The organism is Pseudomonas sp. Tof1 (assembly GCF_055390395.1).
Genome location: NZ_AP024344.1, coordinates 2517100 through 2532145, shown reverse-complemented (window position 1 = coordinate 2532145; position 15046 = coordinate 2517100). Strand labels below are relative to the sequence as shown.

Sequence of the window (15046 nt, the reverse complement as noted above, 5' to 3'; positions counted from 1 at the left end):
CTGTCGGATGGAAAAGGGATGGGTTCACCAGGCGCCCTCGCGACTCTGCGCCGGGCGGGACGCTTCGGCGAGCACCGATGAGGCGCCAAGCAACGCGCGGGTGTAGGTGTGCTGCGGCTCGGCGAACAGCCGCGCCGTCTCGCCCTGCTCGACGATCCGCCCGCCCTGCATCACCGCGATGCGATCACACAGCCGCGCCGCCACCCGCAGGTCGTGGGTGATGAACACGATGCTCAGGCGCAGGCGGCGTTGCAAGTCCTCCAGCAATTCGAGGATCTGCACCTGAATCAGTGCATCCAGCGCCGACACGCATTCGTCGGCGATGAGAATCTTCGGCCGCACCGCCAGCGCCCGGGCGATGCCGATACGCTGGCGCTGGCCGCCGGAAAATTCGTGGGGGTAACGCTCGAAGGCGGTGGGCGGCAGGCCGACCAGTTCCAGCACCTCGCGGGCGCGCTGCTGCGCTTGGCGAGCCGGCACGCCCTGGGCCAGCGGCCCGGTCATGACGATCTGGCCCACGCTCTGGCGCGGATTGAGCGAGGCGAACGGGTCCTGGAAGATCATCTGGATCTCGCCCCGCAACGGCCGCAGGCGGCGCTGGGACAAACCGGCGACCTCCCGCCCCTGCCATTGCAGTTGCCCGCTGTCCGGTTGCAGCAGGCGCACCAGGCAACGCCCGAGGGTCGACTTGCCCGAACCGGACTCGCCGACGAGGCCCAGGGTCTCGCCTTCACGCAGGTACAGATCGACGCCGGCCAGGGCCCGACTGGCGCGCTTGCGCCACCAGCCGCCCTGTCCGGTGTAGGATTTCTCCAGTTGCCGCGCCGCGAGCACCGTCGACACCTGGCTCAGCGGCGGACGCGGCGCCAGCGGGCTGGCCGAGACCGCCGCCAGCAGCCGCCGGGTGTACTCCGCCGCCGGAGCCTGTAGAACCTGGGGCGCACTGCCCTGCTCCACCAGATGGCCCTTTTCCAGCACCAGCACGCGATCGGCAATCGCCTGCACCACGGCAAAGTCATGGGTGATGAACAGCACCGCCATGCCCTTGTCGCGCTGGATCCGTCGCAGCAGTGCGAGGATCTGCGCCTGGGTGGTGACATCCAGCGCCGAGGTCGGCTCGTCGGCGATCAGCAGCGCCGGGTCGAAGGCCAGCGCCATGGCGATCACCACCCGCTGGCGCTGGCCGCCGGACAATTCGAAGGGATAGGCGTGGCGCAGGCGTTCCGGGTCCGGCAGGCCGACGTAACCGAGCAGTTCGAGTACTCGCCGGCGACGGCTGGCCGCCGCCTTCACACCATGGGCGGCGAGGGTTTCGTCGATCTGCCGACCGACGCTCAGTAGTGGATTGAGCGCGCTCATCGGTTCCTGGAAAACCATGCTGATATCGCGTCCACGCAACTGGCGCATGCTCGCCTCGTCGAGTCCGGCCAGATCATCGCCGCGCCAGCGGATGCGGCCGCTCTCCAGCGTCAACGACTCGGGCAACATCCGCAGCAGGGCCTTGGCCAGCATCGACTTGCCCGAGCCGGACTCACCGACCACGCAGAGCAGTTCGCCGCGTTCGAGCTGCAGCGACAGGTCGTACAGGGCATGGCTGCGATCGGCACCGGCCGGCAGCGCGATGCGCAGGTGCTCGATGCTCAGCAAGGGATTGTGGCGGTCTGTCATGAGTGGGCTCCTGGTTGCCGCAGCGGCGCGCAGGCCACCCGCAGGCCCTCGCCGACGCGGTTCACCGCCAGCACGCTGAACAGGATCACCAGGCCCGGCCACAGGCTCATCCACCAGGCATCGCGCAGCAGGCCGCGGGAGGCGTTGATCATGTAGCCCCAACTCATCGCCTCGGGATCGCCCAGGCCGAGAAAGGCCAGGGCCGCTTCGGTGAGAATCGCGGTGGCCATGACGAAGGTCAGGGTCACCAGCAGCGGTGCCAGGGCATTGGGCAGGATCTGGCGGAAGATAATCGCCGTCGACGACTGCCCGAGCACCCGCGCCGCCTGGACGAATTCGCGCTGGCGCAGGCTGAGGAATTCACTGCGCACCAGGCGCGCCACCGCCGGCCAGGCGACCAGGGCGATGGCCAGGACGATCGAACCCAGGGACGGTTCGAGCACCGCCACCAGGATCACCGCCAGCACCAGTTGCGGCACGATCTGGAAGAACTCGGCGATGCGCATCAGCACAGCGTCGAGCCAGCCCCGAAGTAGCCGGCCAGGGCACCGACCAGGGCGCCCACCAGCAGGGTCGCCAGGCTGGCCAGCGCCGCCACCGCCAGGGACACCCGCGCGCCATACAGCAGGCCACTGCCGAGGTCGCGACCGAGCATGTCGCTGCCCAGCCAGTGTGCCGGGTCGTGGAACGGTGCGAGCAGCGGCTGGCTGTTCATCTCCCAGGGCTGGCTGTCGGTCAGCCAGGGAGCGGCCAGCGCCAGCAGGCCCAGCACCAGCAGAAACAGCAGCCCGGCCAGTGCCGACGGCTGCGCGAGGAACCGGCGCAGGAACGAATGCCGTTGCATCAGTGTGGCCCTCCGGCGCCGATTCGCGGATCGAGCCAGCGACAGGCCAGGTCGGTCAGCAGGTTGAAACTCACCACCATGATCGAAATCACCAGGAAGCCGCCCATCAATACCCCGTAGTCGCGCTGCGCCAAGGCCTCGTACATCAGCCGACCGATGCCCGGCCAGGAATAGACCACCTCGATCAGCAGGATGCCGCTGGCCAGTTGGCCCAGTTGCAGGCCGGCGAAAGTCACCACTGGCAGCAACGCATTGCGCAGCACGTGGGCCCAGAGAATCCGCCGCGGCGACAGGCCCTTGGCCCGCGCGGTGCGCACGTACTCCTGGCCCAGCGCTTCCAGGGTCGCGGCACGGGTCAGGTGGATGTAGAGGGCCAGGAACAGAAAGCTCAGGGACAGGCATGGCAGCACCAGGTGCTGCAAACGGTCAGCCCACCAGGCCAGACCCTGGTAGTCGGCAGCGACGGTTTCCATGCCGAAGGCCGGCAACCAGTCGAGACTCACCGAGAACAGCAGGATCAGCAGCATCGCCAGCCAGAACGACGGGGTGGCATAGAGCAGCAGCGCGCCCTGGGCAATCAGCCGGTCGAGCCACGGCCGGCGTTCCCGGCTGCGCGCTGCAAGCACGCCCAGGGCGATGCCGGCCAGCGATGACAGCAGGAACGCCGAGCCCATCAGTGCCAGGGTCGCCGGCAGCCGCTCGGCGATCAGCGACCAGACCGGCGCCTGGTTGCGATAGGAATAGCCCAGGTCCAGTCGCGCGATATGGCCCAGATAGATCAGCAACTGCTGGGCCACCGGCTTGTCCAGCCCCATGTCCTGACGCAACTGCGCGATGTACCGGGCGTCATCGACCCCGGCTTCGCCGGCCAGCATCAGCGCCGGGTCGCCCGGTGCCAGGCGGATCAGCAGGAAGCTCAGCACCAGCACCCCGAGCACCATCGCCAGCGCCCGCAGCAGCCGCGAGCCAAGGAAGATCAGCCCGCTCATGGCGTCGGCGCATCGAGGTAGACGCTTTCGTCGTCTTCGTTGAGGCTGGTGGCGGTCTGCAGCAGGTTCCTGACCTGGCTATGGTAGAGCGTCGGATAGCGCATCTCGAAGATCGGCAGGATCGGCAGGTCGGTGTTCAGGCGGTTCTCCAGCTCGCTGTAGACCTGGCGACGCTGCTCGCCGTCCGCCGTGTTGGCGACCTTGCTCCACAGCGCATCCGCCTGCGGGCTGCTGTAGCCGCTGACGTTGGCGAACGGCGAGGTCTTGAGGATGTAGTCGGAGCGGTACAGGTAGGCGGTGGTCAGGTACGGATCGCCGACCTGGAAGATGAAGTTGTAGGTCAGGTCGAAATCCCAGTCGCTGACCCGCTGGAACCAGGTGGCCGCGTCCGAGGTGACCACCTGGACCTTGAAGCCCAGCGGCTGCAGAGCCTGCTTGGTGTACTCGGCGGCGCGCTCCCAGGCACCGCCCTTCTCGCCGTTGAGCAGGCGGATGCGCACCGCGCCGACATCGACGCCGGACTCGGCGATCAGCGCCCTGGCTTTCTTCAGGTCATAGCTGTACTGCGGCAGTTGTGGATCGTGATACGGCGAGCTGGAGACGAAGGGTCCCTGGGCCACCTTGCCCGTGCCGAAGAAGATGTTGTCGACAATGAACGGCCGGTTCAGCGCATAGAGAATCGCCTGGCGTACCTTGGGGTTGTCCAGCGGCGGCTTGCGGGTGTTGATCTGCAGGAAGGCCAGCCCGGAGTACAGTTCCCAGCCCTGCTCCGAAGACTGCACGCCCGGCAGGCCGCTCAGGCGCTTGAGGTCGGAGTAGTCGGCATCGCCGCTGCGCAGCACCTGCACGTCGCCACGCTCGAAGGCGGCGGCCCGGGAGGAAGCGTCGGGGATCACGTGGAAGACGATACCGTCCAGGTGCGGCAGGCCCTTTTTCCAGTAGTCGGGGTTTTTGCCCAGCTTGATATAGGCACCTCGTTTCCATTCCTGGAACACGAACGGACCGGTGCCGACCGGCTTGAGGTTATAGGGGTTGTTACGAAAATCGGTGCCTTCGTAGAGGTGCTTTGGCACCACCGGGCGCAGGCCGCTGCCCAGGGACGAGAGCAGCGGTGCGAAAGGCTTCTTCAGGTGGAAGGTCACCTGCAGCGGGCCGCTGGCGTCGATGGAGGCGACGAATTCGGTGAACACCCCGCCGAGGCGCTTGTCCACTTCCGGGTAGAAGGTCCGAAAGCTGAACACCACGTCGTCGGCGGTGAACGGCTGACCATCGTGCCAGCGCACGCCGTCCTGCAGGTCGAAGGTGTAGGTCAGGCCGTCGGCGGAGACAGTCCAACTCCTGGCCAACACCGGTTTGGGTTGCAGGTGGGTGTCGTAGGTCAGCAGGCCCTGGAGGATCTTGCCGCTGACGTACTGGGTCGAAACATGGGAGACCACGCCATGCATCAGCGATGGCGGTTCCGGCTGGGCCACCAGGTTGAGCACACCGCCATCGCGGGGTTGTGCCTGCACGCTGCCAGCCAGGATCAGCGCACTGGCGGCGAGGCCGAGCAGGGCCCGGCGCAGGGGCCGGGTGCGAGATGAAGGGGTCGGCGAAAAATCAGGCATGGCGGGCTCCGCAGGAAAGATTCGGCAGGCACGGCACAGGGTGTGCGACCGGCCCTTTCGAGGGTTTTAGCAAGGCCTGTGCCAGTGCTTTTGCGCCCGTGTTTGCGCGGTACCGGGTTGCCGCGCAGTGATGAAAAAACCACAACCCGTGCCGGACACTGTGGAAAAAGCAGCAGCCTCCCCTGTCTCATCGTTGGGAACCGGCTTGCTGGCACCCAAAAACACCAGTCGCGGCTCCCCGAGAAAACCCATTGCCCTGCCCTGGCACAACCCTTGCGACAACTGCGATCTTCGAACCCGCGAGCCTCTTCCCATGTTTCTGGATTACCTGGGCAACCCCATCGATAGCGACCTCTCCACCACCCGACGCGGCATCGACGACTTCATCGGCGGTTTCCTCGGTTATCACCCACGCGCCGAAAACATTCTCGCCGCCGCCGATGCCGACCCGAACTCGCGGCTGGCCAATGCCCTGGCCGGCATCCTGCTGATGTTCAGCGAGTCTCCCGACGGGCCGCGCCTGGCCGAGCGTTATCGCCAGCAGGCCGATGCCGTGCACGTCGCTCACCGCCGTGCCGACCTCTACCTGGCGACCCTCGATGCCTGGATCGCCGACGATCTGGAACGGGTACTGGGCCTGACCGAGCATTTGCTGGACAGCTTCCCCCGCGACCTGTTCGCCGCCAAGCTCAACCAGTACGTGGAATTCAACCGCGGCAACTGGCCGGCGCTGCTGCGCATTGCCCTCAAGGCCCGCGACGCCGCGCCGGAAATCGCCCATAGCCATGGCCTGCTGGCCTTCGCCTATGAACAGTGCCACCTGCTCGATGAAGCCGAGGCCGCCGCCCGCCAGGCCCTGGCGCTGCAGGCCGACGAAGCCTGGGCCCAGCACGCCCTCGCCCACGTGCTGCTGACCCGCGGGCGGATCGAGGAAGGCATCGACTTCCTGGAAAGCGTCAAGCACCACTGGCAAGGCCTCAACTCGTTCATGTACACCCACAACTGGTGGCACCTGGCGCTGTTCTACCTGGCCCGTGGGCAGGATCAGCGAGTGCTGGAAATCTATGATCGACACGTGTGGGGCATCCTCCCGGAATACTCCCAGGACCAGATCGGCGCGGTGTCGCTGCTGGCCCGCCTGGAGCTGGCGGGGGTGGATGTCGGCCAACGCTGGCAGGCCGTGGCGGCCTACCTGCGGGTGCGGGTCGCAGACACGGTGCAGCCGTTTCTCAGCGTGCAGTACCTGTATGGCCTGGCGCGCGCCGGGTTGCCCGAGGCGGACCGATTGCTCGAGGCCCTGCGCGAACGCAGCCACAGCGCACCGGCTTTCAGCCGCGACACCTGGGCCCAGGTGACATTACCCCTGGCCGAAGGGTTGCTGGCCCATGCCCGTGGCGACTGGCATACCGCAGCGCTACGCCTGGGCAGCGTGTTGCCGCGCCTCAACGATATCGGCGGCAGCCACGCCCAGCGCGACCTGTTCACCCAGATCGAACTGGATGCACGGCTGCACGCGGGCGATTGGCGAGCGGCGCAGCAGACCCTGGAACTGCGCCGAGGCTACGATGCGCTGGATGTGCCGACCAATCGGCATCTGGTACGGGTGTATGAGGCGCTGGGGTTGCCAGAGCAGGCACGGAAGGCTCAAGACCGGATTCGGCAAGCATTCAATTGAGGCACGTCATTCCAAGAGGCCGCTCTGCTTACAGCAAGGATAGGCGTTAGGCCTCTAGGTGATACGACAGCATGGAATCAGCATCCCGCCAATTCAGCCTATCCTTTTCGAATAGAATTCCCGACTAATATAAATCCCCTCCTTTTTATAGTAATCAGGAATACTACCAGAATACTCAAACCCACAAGAGCGAACGACTTCTATACCTTGCCTCTGAGTTGCCAAGTGAAAATAGTAAAGCACTTCAATATCTATCCCCCTCGCTCTCTGCTGCAGCAACTCTATCAGCGCAACGCCTTGGGCGTGATACCCAGGAAGCAAGCCAAATCTTATTTCCGCCACATGACGCTCAATCCACCGAGATCGCCGTTCGACTTCCCCCAAACCGACAATCGCAGAGGACTCATCCAGTACGCAAATAGCGATACCTTCGCCATCATGCTCCTTTTCGATCAATTGCCCCACCCACGCTTCCTCCATGCTCTGCGTTAGCAGACTGACATCCTCAGATCGCTCAACCCGTTCAGAGTCCTCACCAACCAATCGAATGAAAAAGCTCAACAAACTCTCCGCATCCTGAACAGACGGCTGCTTAAATCTCATTTCGCTTCTTCTCATAATAGGGCGCACAACACACGCAGTCAGGTTTCCTAGGTACAACATCGACCTCAAATATTCCACTCAAGAGCAACGAGGAAAATGTCATTCGTCGATTTACGTACATCTTCTCCTCATGACCGAGAAACCATTTGAAAACCTCAGCAGCACCCAGCGTTCCAGCAACGGAAGTCGCCAAGACATTCACCGGCACCGGACCTGTATGTTCCGAGCGTGAATAATCATCAGGGAAAAGGCATGCGAAGCAAGCGCTTTCCCTCGCTGGCAGCATTGAAAAAACGTAACCATATGAAAACTGCGCAGAGGCATGCACCATAGGCTTCAAGGTCCGGATACAATACTCACTCACCGCATTCCTGCCATCAGGTGAATCACCACCCTCGACAATCAACTCATAACTCTTCAGTAACCTATCAATATTTTCCCTTGTTAATTTCTCCTCAATCAGATCAATCTCAATTTCTGGATTCAGGTCACTCAGTGCCTTCTGCGCAGCGCGCCCTTTAGAAGTTCCGATGTCGCTGGTTCTGTATAAAATCTGCCGATTCAGATTCGACAACTCAACGATATCGAACTCAATGATGGCGATTCGCCCAATTCCACCAGCTACCAGCGACATCAATAGAGTAGACTTGACCCCACCAGCGCCGATGACAGCCACTGACGCACGAGCAAGACGTCTTTGACCCGCCTCTCCCCACTCAGGCATGTTTTCATGTCGATTGTATCGAGCATCCTTGAAATCAAACCGCATATTTCCCTGCCTCAACGCATCAAGAAATTTATTAAAAATATAATTCGGCTCTGAACACTCTCCCAATCTGGCGTCAGAGCTGAATCATTCAAGATTTCAAGCTGACTGCTGCTTTTCAGCCATCACAAGCACGAAAGCTCCTCGCATTGCAGTTACCACCGCTGACATATTCCAAATCTTCCTGAAACAACTCAAGCACTGGATACTCATCGAGAGCCGCTTCTATTGATTCAGACTCGATTTCAGGTTTCCCAATCAAACCTTCAGGCAAACCGCGCAAGTAAATCTTCATAAGACTTTCCTCATTTCCCAGATAGATTTAATCTCAGACCAGAGCCCTCCCGGCCCGACGTTCAGAAATATAGAAACCAGAATAAAATAACGTCAACAAAAACGGCATGAATTTTTTATTTAACAAGCACAGACTTAAGCCACACAGGAAAACTAAAATGACTACAAAAAATATAGAAACATCCCACAAAAAAGCCCTTCCTTTATTTAGAAATGAAGTACTAGCGCGTGCTACAGGAAACCGATACGGCCACCCCTTGGACATCAACCCTTCCAAAGAAAATAAATTCGTCATATTCCTGACGTACATATGGAGCCTACTTATGGTTTCCAGTGCAGGCTTGTACATAATCAATCATCAAGAAATCCGCCTTGAATGCTCTGGCAATTATGCCACCAGCAAATATTACCCCTGGAATCCACTGAAGCCCCCAGAAAGCCTCAAGGACTGTAGAACACCATATGAAATGGCCGAAAACCAAACTCAAGAAGAAACTTCCAATCCTTCTGCAGACTGAAACGACAGAGTGCGGTCTGGCTTGCATCGCCATGGTGACGAGCTATTGGGGAAAATCTCTTGACCTGATGCTTTTACGCCAGCATTTCAATGTATCGCTGAAGGGATCCTCCTTAAAAAGCTTGATACAGATAGCCCAACATATGGGTTTACAGTCCCGACCATTACGACTGGAACCTGCCCAATTACCCAAACTGAAGCTTCCATGCATTTTGCACTGGGATATGAACCACTTCGTGGTGCTGAAGAAAGTCACCGGAACCCGTTTGACCATACACGACCCCGCCTACGGGATCAGAAACATGAGTTGGACCGAACTGTCTCGACATTTTACCGGCGTAGCGTTGGAACTCACCCCGGGAGAGCTATTCAAGTGCTCTGACAGCCCTCGAAGAACTCCCCTGCTATCCATACTCGGTAAAGTCGACGGACTGTACTCAGGGGCTACCAGACTGCTACTGATAGGGTTAGTCCTGCAGACAGTCACCTTGATCACCCCTTTTTACCTGCAGTGGGTACTGGACGACGTGTTGGCCAGCAATGATCAGCAACTGATGACCCTTCTCGGTGTTGGATTCTTGCTGCTGATGGTGCTTCAGGCCGGACTTGGGCTGTTGCGGTCGTGGATGACTAGCGCACTATCGACCTATTTGAGCTATCAATGGCTAGGCAACGCCTTTTCTCATCTGCTACGCCTACCCGTCACCTGGTTTGAAAAACGCCACCTGGGCGATATTACATCCAGGTTCAATTCCCTCCACGCAATCCAGAAGGCCCTCACAACACAACTGATCGAGGGCGTGATCGACGGTGTTCTGGTCATCACCACCTTTTTTCTCATGCTGTACTACAGTGTCCTGCTGACAAGCATATGTGTTCTAGCCGTAAGCATATATGCAACCTTGCGTTGCTGTGCCTTCCGTATTCAGAAGGAAAAAACATCCGCACATATCTCGCAAATAGCGAAACAGAATACTCTTTTTATCGAATCGGTCCGCAGCATACAGAGTATTCGTTTGTTCGGGCGCGAGGAGGAACGACGGATTACCTGGATAAATGGCCTGGTAGATCAACTCAACATTGAACTTAGAATTTCACGAATTTCAATCTCACTCCAGTCGACCAGCACCCTGATCTTCAGCTGCGAAAGAGTCGTGGTGATTTGGCTGGCAGCACTTTCCGTCATGAGCAGCAACTTTTCAGCTGGCATGCTATTAGCCTTTCTAAGCTACAAAGAGCAATTCAGTCAGCGCATAGCTGTACTCATCGACAGGATCTTCGAACTACGTATATTGCGACTCCACGGTGAGCGCGTCGCCGATATTCTATTGACGGCGACTGAGCAGGACACAGAGGCTGCTGAAGCAGAATTGCACGACCTGATAGTCAATATTGAGTTACGAAACGTCTCGTTTCGTTATGCCAAAGATGAACCCGATATAATAAACGACTTGAGCCTGATGATTCCAGCAGGCGAATGCATCGTAATCACCGGAGCGTCGGGGTGCGGAAAGACAACCCTGCTCAAGTTATTGCTAGGCTTGCTTAAGCCCACCAAGGGGAAATCCTCATCAATGGAATTTCACTTGAGAGCCTGGGTTTGAAAAACTACCGAAAACTGGTCAGTACGGTAATGCAGGACGACCAACTATTCAGCGGTTCGTTATCAGATAACATCTGTTTTTTCGATGCTCAACCTGTTGTAGATCGTATTATCGAAAGTGCTCAGCAAGCGGCTATACACGATGAAATCATGGACATGCCCATGGCCTATAACACCCTGATAGGAGATTTGGGCTCAGGCCTTTCAGGTGGACAGAAGCAGCGCATTCTGCTGGCCAGGGCCCTCTACCGGACACCCAGATTGCTGGTACTTGATGAAGCTACCAGCCACTTGGACGCGTGGAATGAAAAGCGGGTCAATGCTGCAATTGCCGATCAGGCCATGACTCGAATAATGGTGGCACACCGCAACGAAACTATTGCAATGGCACAGCGCGTGGTGACCCTGGATAAGGGACGAATCTCAAGTGATACTCGCGCCGTCAGCTAGGGGCTGTATGAAACGTTTTCAAGCGAAGGCCGGTTTTCAACGCAGCCCGGGCGCACGCAGATACATTTCGTACAGTGTCTGATGCTGCTGCGCAGTCACCGCCGCGCTTCGAACACCCCCCGCGCAATCGCCCGCGCCACGCAATCGGCTGCCGCCGAGCCGATATAGCCGATCTGCACCTGCCGACGCGGCCCGTCCACCAGCGGCAACTCCCCGGAGGCCAGGGCGAACACCGTGTCGCCATCGAACGGCAGGTGCGCCGGCCGCACCGCCCGGGCAATGCCGTCCTGGGCCATGATCGCCACACGCTTGCACTCGGCAGTGGTCAGCCGGGCGTTGCAGGCCACCGCCACCAGGGTGGTGTTGGCACCGGCCTGCAGGCGGCCCATGCTGTCCAGCCGCGACAACTCCGGCATCGGGTCGCTGGCGTCCGTCACCGCGGTGGGCCGCGCGCCCCCGAACTCGCCGGCGATCTCCCAGGGCCAGGACCAGAAGGTCTGTCCGTCCGGCATGTACACCGAGCCGATGGGGTTGGCCACCACCAGGGCCGCCACCACCAGCCCGTCCTCGAGGGCCAGCGAAGCCGAACCGAGCCCGCCCTTGAGCACGCCGGCCATCGCTCCACGACCGGCCCCCACCGAACCCAGGGCGAAGTCTTCACCGACATTGTCCAGTGCCTCGAAGCCAAGGCGGCGGTACGGCGGCTCCAGCCCCCAATGCTTGTCGCCACCGTTGGCCAGGTCATGCAGCACCGCCGCCGGCACGATCGGAATCGCCGGTGCACCGGCCTTCAGGTGCAGGCCGACTTCCTGTTGCGACAGCGCCGCCGCCACCGCATCCGCCGCGCCCAGGCCGAACACCGAACCGCCGGCGAACACCAGCGCATGCAGTTGCCCGACCATGTTCTGCGGCTCCAGCGCCGCCGACTCCCGCCCCCCCGGACCACCACCACGAATATCGATGCTGGCCGTCCAGGCGCCATCGGTGCGGATCACCGTCACGCCGGTGTCGACCCGCAGGTCGGTGGCGTGTCCGACGCGAACGCCAGGTACATCGGTCAACAGGTTACGGGGTCCCGGTAACGGCATGGTCATTTCCTGAGTTGAAGAATATCGGTGTCCTGCCCTTGCGGGAGCCAGCTCCCACAGCACATGTATCGGATCCATTGAGCAAGTGATGTGCCAGCCATCGATGACCCCATGTCGGCTCGGCATGGCTGGCGAAGGCCTGTTGCTAACTCAACAGCCCCCATCGCGACTGCTGACAAATCAACACTCGCCTTCCCCGCTACGCCCACCCACCGCGCGCTGTAGAAAAACCAACAGCCTGAATCGCCGCCGTTGGAAAAACACCAGATCCGCTTCGTCATACGAGCCAAAACCTTGATTTTAAAGGGCTAAAACACATGGCACAGGCCTTGCTCCACGGCCTTCAGCAGAGCTTGAGACCGCGGCCATCGCGCCGGTCCGGCAACAAGCCGTCACTGACCACGCTTGCGACGACCCGCCACGACACCGTCGCCTTACCCGAACAAGGTGGGCCCTGCCAGGGGCCACACCGGGGAACCACTGGAGCGATTCACATCATGAGTTCGACACGCGCCGCCGGCCGCCAGGCCCTTACCACCTTCACCCACAGCCTGCTGTTCCTCGCCGTCTGCGAGGCCCTGAGCTACAGCAGCCTGACCCTTGCCGCCGACATCCCCGCCAGCGACAACCCACTGGACACCGTGGTGGTCATCGGCAACCGCGGCCAGGCCCGTACCCTGGCCGAAAGTCCGGCCCCGGTGGACGTCATTTCCTCCAGGCAACTGCTCGCCACCGGTCAGGGCGACCTGACCCGCGCCCTGAGCAAGGTCCTGCCGTCGCTGAACCTGCCGGCCTCCTCCGGCTACGGTTCGGCCTCGGTGGTACGCCCGGTGAGCCTGCGCGGCCTGAACGGCGACCAGGTGCTGGTGCTGGTCAACGGCAAGCGCCGCCACAACAGCGCCCTGCTCAACAACGGCACTTTCCTCAACTCCGGCTCGCAACCGGTGGATCTGGACATGATCCCCACCGCCCTGGTCGATCATGTCGAAGTCCTGCGTGACGGCGCCTCGGCCCAGTACGGCTCCGACGCCATCGGCGGCGTGGTCAATATCGTGCTCAAGCAGACCGACCACGGCGGCAGCCTGTCCACCACCTACGGCCAGAACTTCGAGAACGGTGACGGCGAGACCGCCCGCCAGACCGGCAACCTCGGCCTGTCGCTGCCCAACGACGGCTTCATCAACCTGGCCCTGGACGTGAAGAAACAGAACGTCTCCGACCGTTCGGACGCCGCGCCCTACACCGACAGCGCCGGCAACACCAGCCTGCGCCACACCTACTACGGCACCGGCCTGCCGGAAGCGCGCAACTTCAGCTTCGGCTACAACGCCGAGTTGCCGGTGGACGACGCCCTGACCCTCTACTCGTTCTCCACCTACACCCGGCGCAACTCGGAAAAACCCCTGGCCTTCCACCAGCCGGCCAGCTTCGACGGCATCGCCACGCCGTTCCCCGAAGGGGTCGAGGACACCCTGCGTTTCATCGAGAACGACTTCCAGGTCGCCTTCGGCGGCAAGGGCCAGGTCGCCGGCTGGGACTACGACCTGTCCAGCACCTACGGCCAGGACCATGCCCAGGCGACCCTGCGCCACACCTACAACCTCAGCTACGGACCGGACTCGCCGACCTCCGTCGACACCGGGGTCAAGACCTTCAGCCAGTGGACCAACAACCTCGACCTGACCCGCGCCTTCGACCTCGGCCTGGCCAAGCCGACGCAGATTTCCTGGGGCCTGGAACAGCGCTATGAAAACTACAAGATCGGCAAGGGCGACTACGAGTCCTATGCCCTGGGCAACTTCAGCACCGGCGCCAGCGGCAACCCGATCGCCCCGGGGACCATTTCCGGGGCCGGTACCACGCCGGCCGATGCCGCCGAAAAAGGCCGTACCAGCGTCGCCACCTACGCCGAGATCGGCCAGGACCTGACCGACAAGTGGCACGTCGACCTGGCCGGGCGCTATGAGCACTACAACGACGGCTCCGGCACCACCACCAACGGCAAGCTCGCCACCCGCTACCAGCTGACGCCGATTCTCGCCGTGCGCGGCAGCTTCAGCACCGGGTTCCGCGCACCGTCGCTGGCCCAGCAAATCTACAGCTCGACCTCCCAGAGCAGCGTCAACGGCAACCTGATCGACTACCGCAACGTCGCCGTCGACTCGGCCGTGGCCAAGGCCCTTGGCGCCGAAACCCTCAAGCCGGAGAAATCGACCAACTTCGGCCTGGGCCTGACTCTGCAACCGCTGGACAACGCCAGCATCACCCTCGATGCCTACCAGATCAAAATCAAGGACCGCATCGCCCAGACCGGCTACCTTGGCGGAACCCCGCAGATCAACGCGATCCTCGCCGCGGCCGGACTCAACACCAACCAGGCGGTCACCTACTTCACCAACGCCCTGGACACCACCACCCGCGGCATCGACCTGGTCGGCGACTACCGCCAGGACCTCGGCGCCTACGGCAGCCTGCGCTACACCCTGGGCTTCAACTGGAACACCACCGAGATCGATGCGATCCACGCCTCGGACGTGGCCCAGCAGGCCCTCGGCCCGGATGGCGGCTACGACCGCCAGCGCCAGGGCAACCTCAAGCACGGCACGCCGGAATCCAAGCTGCTGCTGGGCGGCACCTGGACCGTCGACAAGTTCGACATCGGCCTGAACCTGACCCGCTATGGCGAGTACACCCAATACGGTACCGCGGCGATCTACGACCGCACCTTCGCGCCGACCTGGATCACCGACCTCAACGTCGACTACCACGTGACCAAGGCCATCACCCTCACCGCCGGGGCCAACAACCTGTTCAACATCTACCCGGAACGCACCAGGCTGGCGAGCAGCTCGGGCGGCTTCCCCTACGGCAACTTCTCGCCCTACGGGACCACCGGCGGCTACTGGTACACCGGCGTGACCTACAACTTCTGACCCACCTGG

At 61.4% G+C, this 15046-nt stretch carries 12 protein-coding genes and 1 pseudogene; 4 read left to right on the top strand and 9 right to left on the bottom strand.

Annotated elements, in window-relative coordinates; genetic code table 11:
* Window positions 1–24: 24 nt before the first annotated feature.
* The 5 genes from ACZ5KU_RS11735 to ACZ5KU_RS11715 are packed head-to-tail and all read right to left on the bottom strand — an operon-like array spanning window position 25 to window position 5108.
* The gene (locus ACZ5KU_RS11735; RefSeq protein ID WP_464737192.1) at window positions 25–1668 is read right to left on the bottom strand and encodes an ABC transporter ATP-binding protein; all 1644 of its coding nucleotides are present in this window, start codon (window positions 1666–1668) and stop codon (window positions 25–27) included.
* On the bottom strand, window positions 1665–2174 hold the full coding sequence (locus ACZ5KU_RS11730) for an ABC transporter permease (RefSeq protein ID WP_464737401.1): 510 nt from the start codon (window positions 2172–2174) through the stop codon (window positions 1665–1667). The genes ACZ5KU_RS11735 and ACZ5KU_RS11730 overlap by 4 nt, the downstream gene beginning before the upstream one ends.
* Window positions 2174–2512, bottom strand: coding sequence for a hypothetical protein (locus tag ACZ5KU_RS11725; RefSeq protein WP_464737191.1), 339 nt, complete (start codon window positions 2510–2512; stop codon window positions 2174–2176). Before ACZ5KU_RS11725 ends, ACZ5KU_RS11730 begins: the two co-directional genes overlap by 1 nt.
* Window positions 2512–3501 (bottom strand): ABC transporter permease, encoded by a 990-nt coding sequence (locus tag ACZ5KU_RS11720; RefSeq protein WP_419736418.1) that lies wholly within the window; start codon window positions 3499–3501, stop codon window positions 2512–2514. The genes ACZ5KU_RS11725 and ACZ5KU_RS11720 overlap by 1 nt, the downstream gene beginning before the upstream one ends.
* Window positions 3498–5108 (bottom strand): ABC transporter substrate-binding protein, encoded by a 1611-nt coding sequence (locus ACZ5KU_RS11715; RefSeq protein ID WP_054062664.1) that lies wholly within the window; start codon window positions 5106–5108, stop codon window positions 3498–3500. Before ACZ5KU_RS11715 ends, ACZ5KU_RS11720 begins: the two co-directional genes overlap by 4 nt.
* 313 nt (window positions 5109–5421) lie before the next feature.
* On the opposite strand from ACZ5KU_RS11715, the gene ACZ5KU_RS11710 reads away from it, so the two are divergent.
* Window positions 5422–6783 carry a tetratricopeptide repeat protein gene (locus tag ACZ5KU_RS11710; protein WP_464737190.1) on the top strand — a complete coding sequence of 454 codons (1362 nt, stop codon included), beginning with the start codon at window positions 5422–5424 and terminating at the stop codon, window positions 6781–6783.
* Between the two features lie 93 nt (window positions 6784–6876).
* Here ACZ5KU_RS11710 and ACZ5KU_RS11705 read toward each other — a convergent pair whose 3' ends face one another.
* The 3 genes from ACZ5KU_RS11705 to ACZ5KU_RS11695 form a co-directional block, all read right to left on the bottom strand.
* The gene (locus ACZ5KU_RS11705) at window positions 6877–7386 is read right to left on the bottom strand and encodes a GNAT family N-acetyltransferase (RefSeq protein WP_416772905.1); all 510 of its coding nucleotides are present in this window, start codon (window positions 7384–7386) and stop codon (window positions 6877–6879) included.
* Entirely contained in the window at window positions 7376–8155 is a 780-nt protein-coding gene (locus tag ACZ5KU_RS11700; protein WP_464737189.1) for a HesA/MoeB/ThiF family protein, read from the bottom strand. Before ACZ5KU_RS11700 ends, ACZ5KU_RS11705 begins: the two co-directional genes overlap by 11 nt.
* 115 nt (window positions 8156–8270) lie before the next feature.
* On the bottom strand, window positions 8271–8447 hold the full coding sequence (locus ACZ5KU_RS11695; protein ID WP_160319858.1) for a hypothetical protein: 177 nt from the start codon (window positions 8445–8447) through the stop codon (window positions 8271–8273).
* A 157-nt stretch (window positions 8448–8604) separates the two neighbouring features.
* Here ACZ5KU_RS11695 and ACZ5KU_RS11690 point away from each other — a divergent pair, with 157 nt between their 5' ends.
* Both ACZ5KU_RS11690 and ACZ5KU_RS11685 read left to right on the top strand, forming a co-directional pair.
* Window positions 8605–8964, top strand: a complete 360-nt coding sequence (locus ACZ5KU_RS11690; protein WP_464737188.1) for a hypothetical protein — start codon at window positions 8605–8607, stop codon at window positions 8962–8964.
* Window positions 8909–11016, top strand: a pseudogene (locus tag ACZ5KU_RS11685) (peptidase domain-containing ABC transporter). The gene ACZ5KU_RS11690 and the pseudogene ACZ5KU_RS11685 overlap by 56 nt, the downstream one beginning before the upstream one ends.
* Window positions 11017–11111: 95 nt before the next feature.
* On the opposite strand, the gene ACZ5KU_RS11680 reads toward ACZ5KU_RS11685, so the two are convergent.
* Window positions 11112–12104 carry a P1 family peptidase gene (locus tag ACZ5KU_RS11680; RefSeq protein WP_464737187.1) on the bottom strand — a complete coding sequence of 331 codons (993 nt, stop codon included), beginning with the start codon at window positions 12102–12104 and terminating at the stop codon, window positions 11112–11114.
* Window positions 12105–12601: 497 nt separating this feature from the next.
* Here ACZ5KU_RS11680 and ACZ5KU_RS11675 point away from each other — a divergent pair, with 497 nt between their 5' ends.
* Complete coding sequence (locus ACZ5KU_RS11675) at window positions 12602–15037, top strand: TonB-dependent receptor plug domain-containing protein (RefSeq protein WP_054061119.1); 2436 nt, start codon at window positions 12602–12604, stop codon at window positions 15035–15037.
* Window positions 15038–15046: the final 9 nt, after the last annotated feature.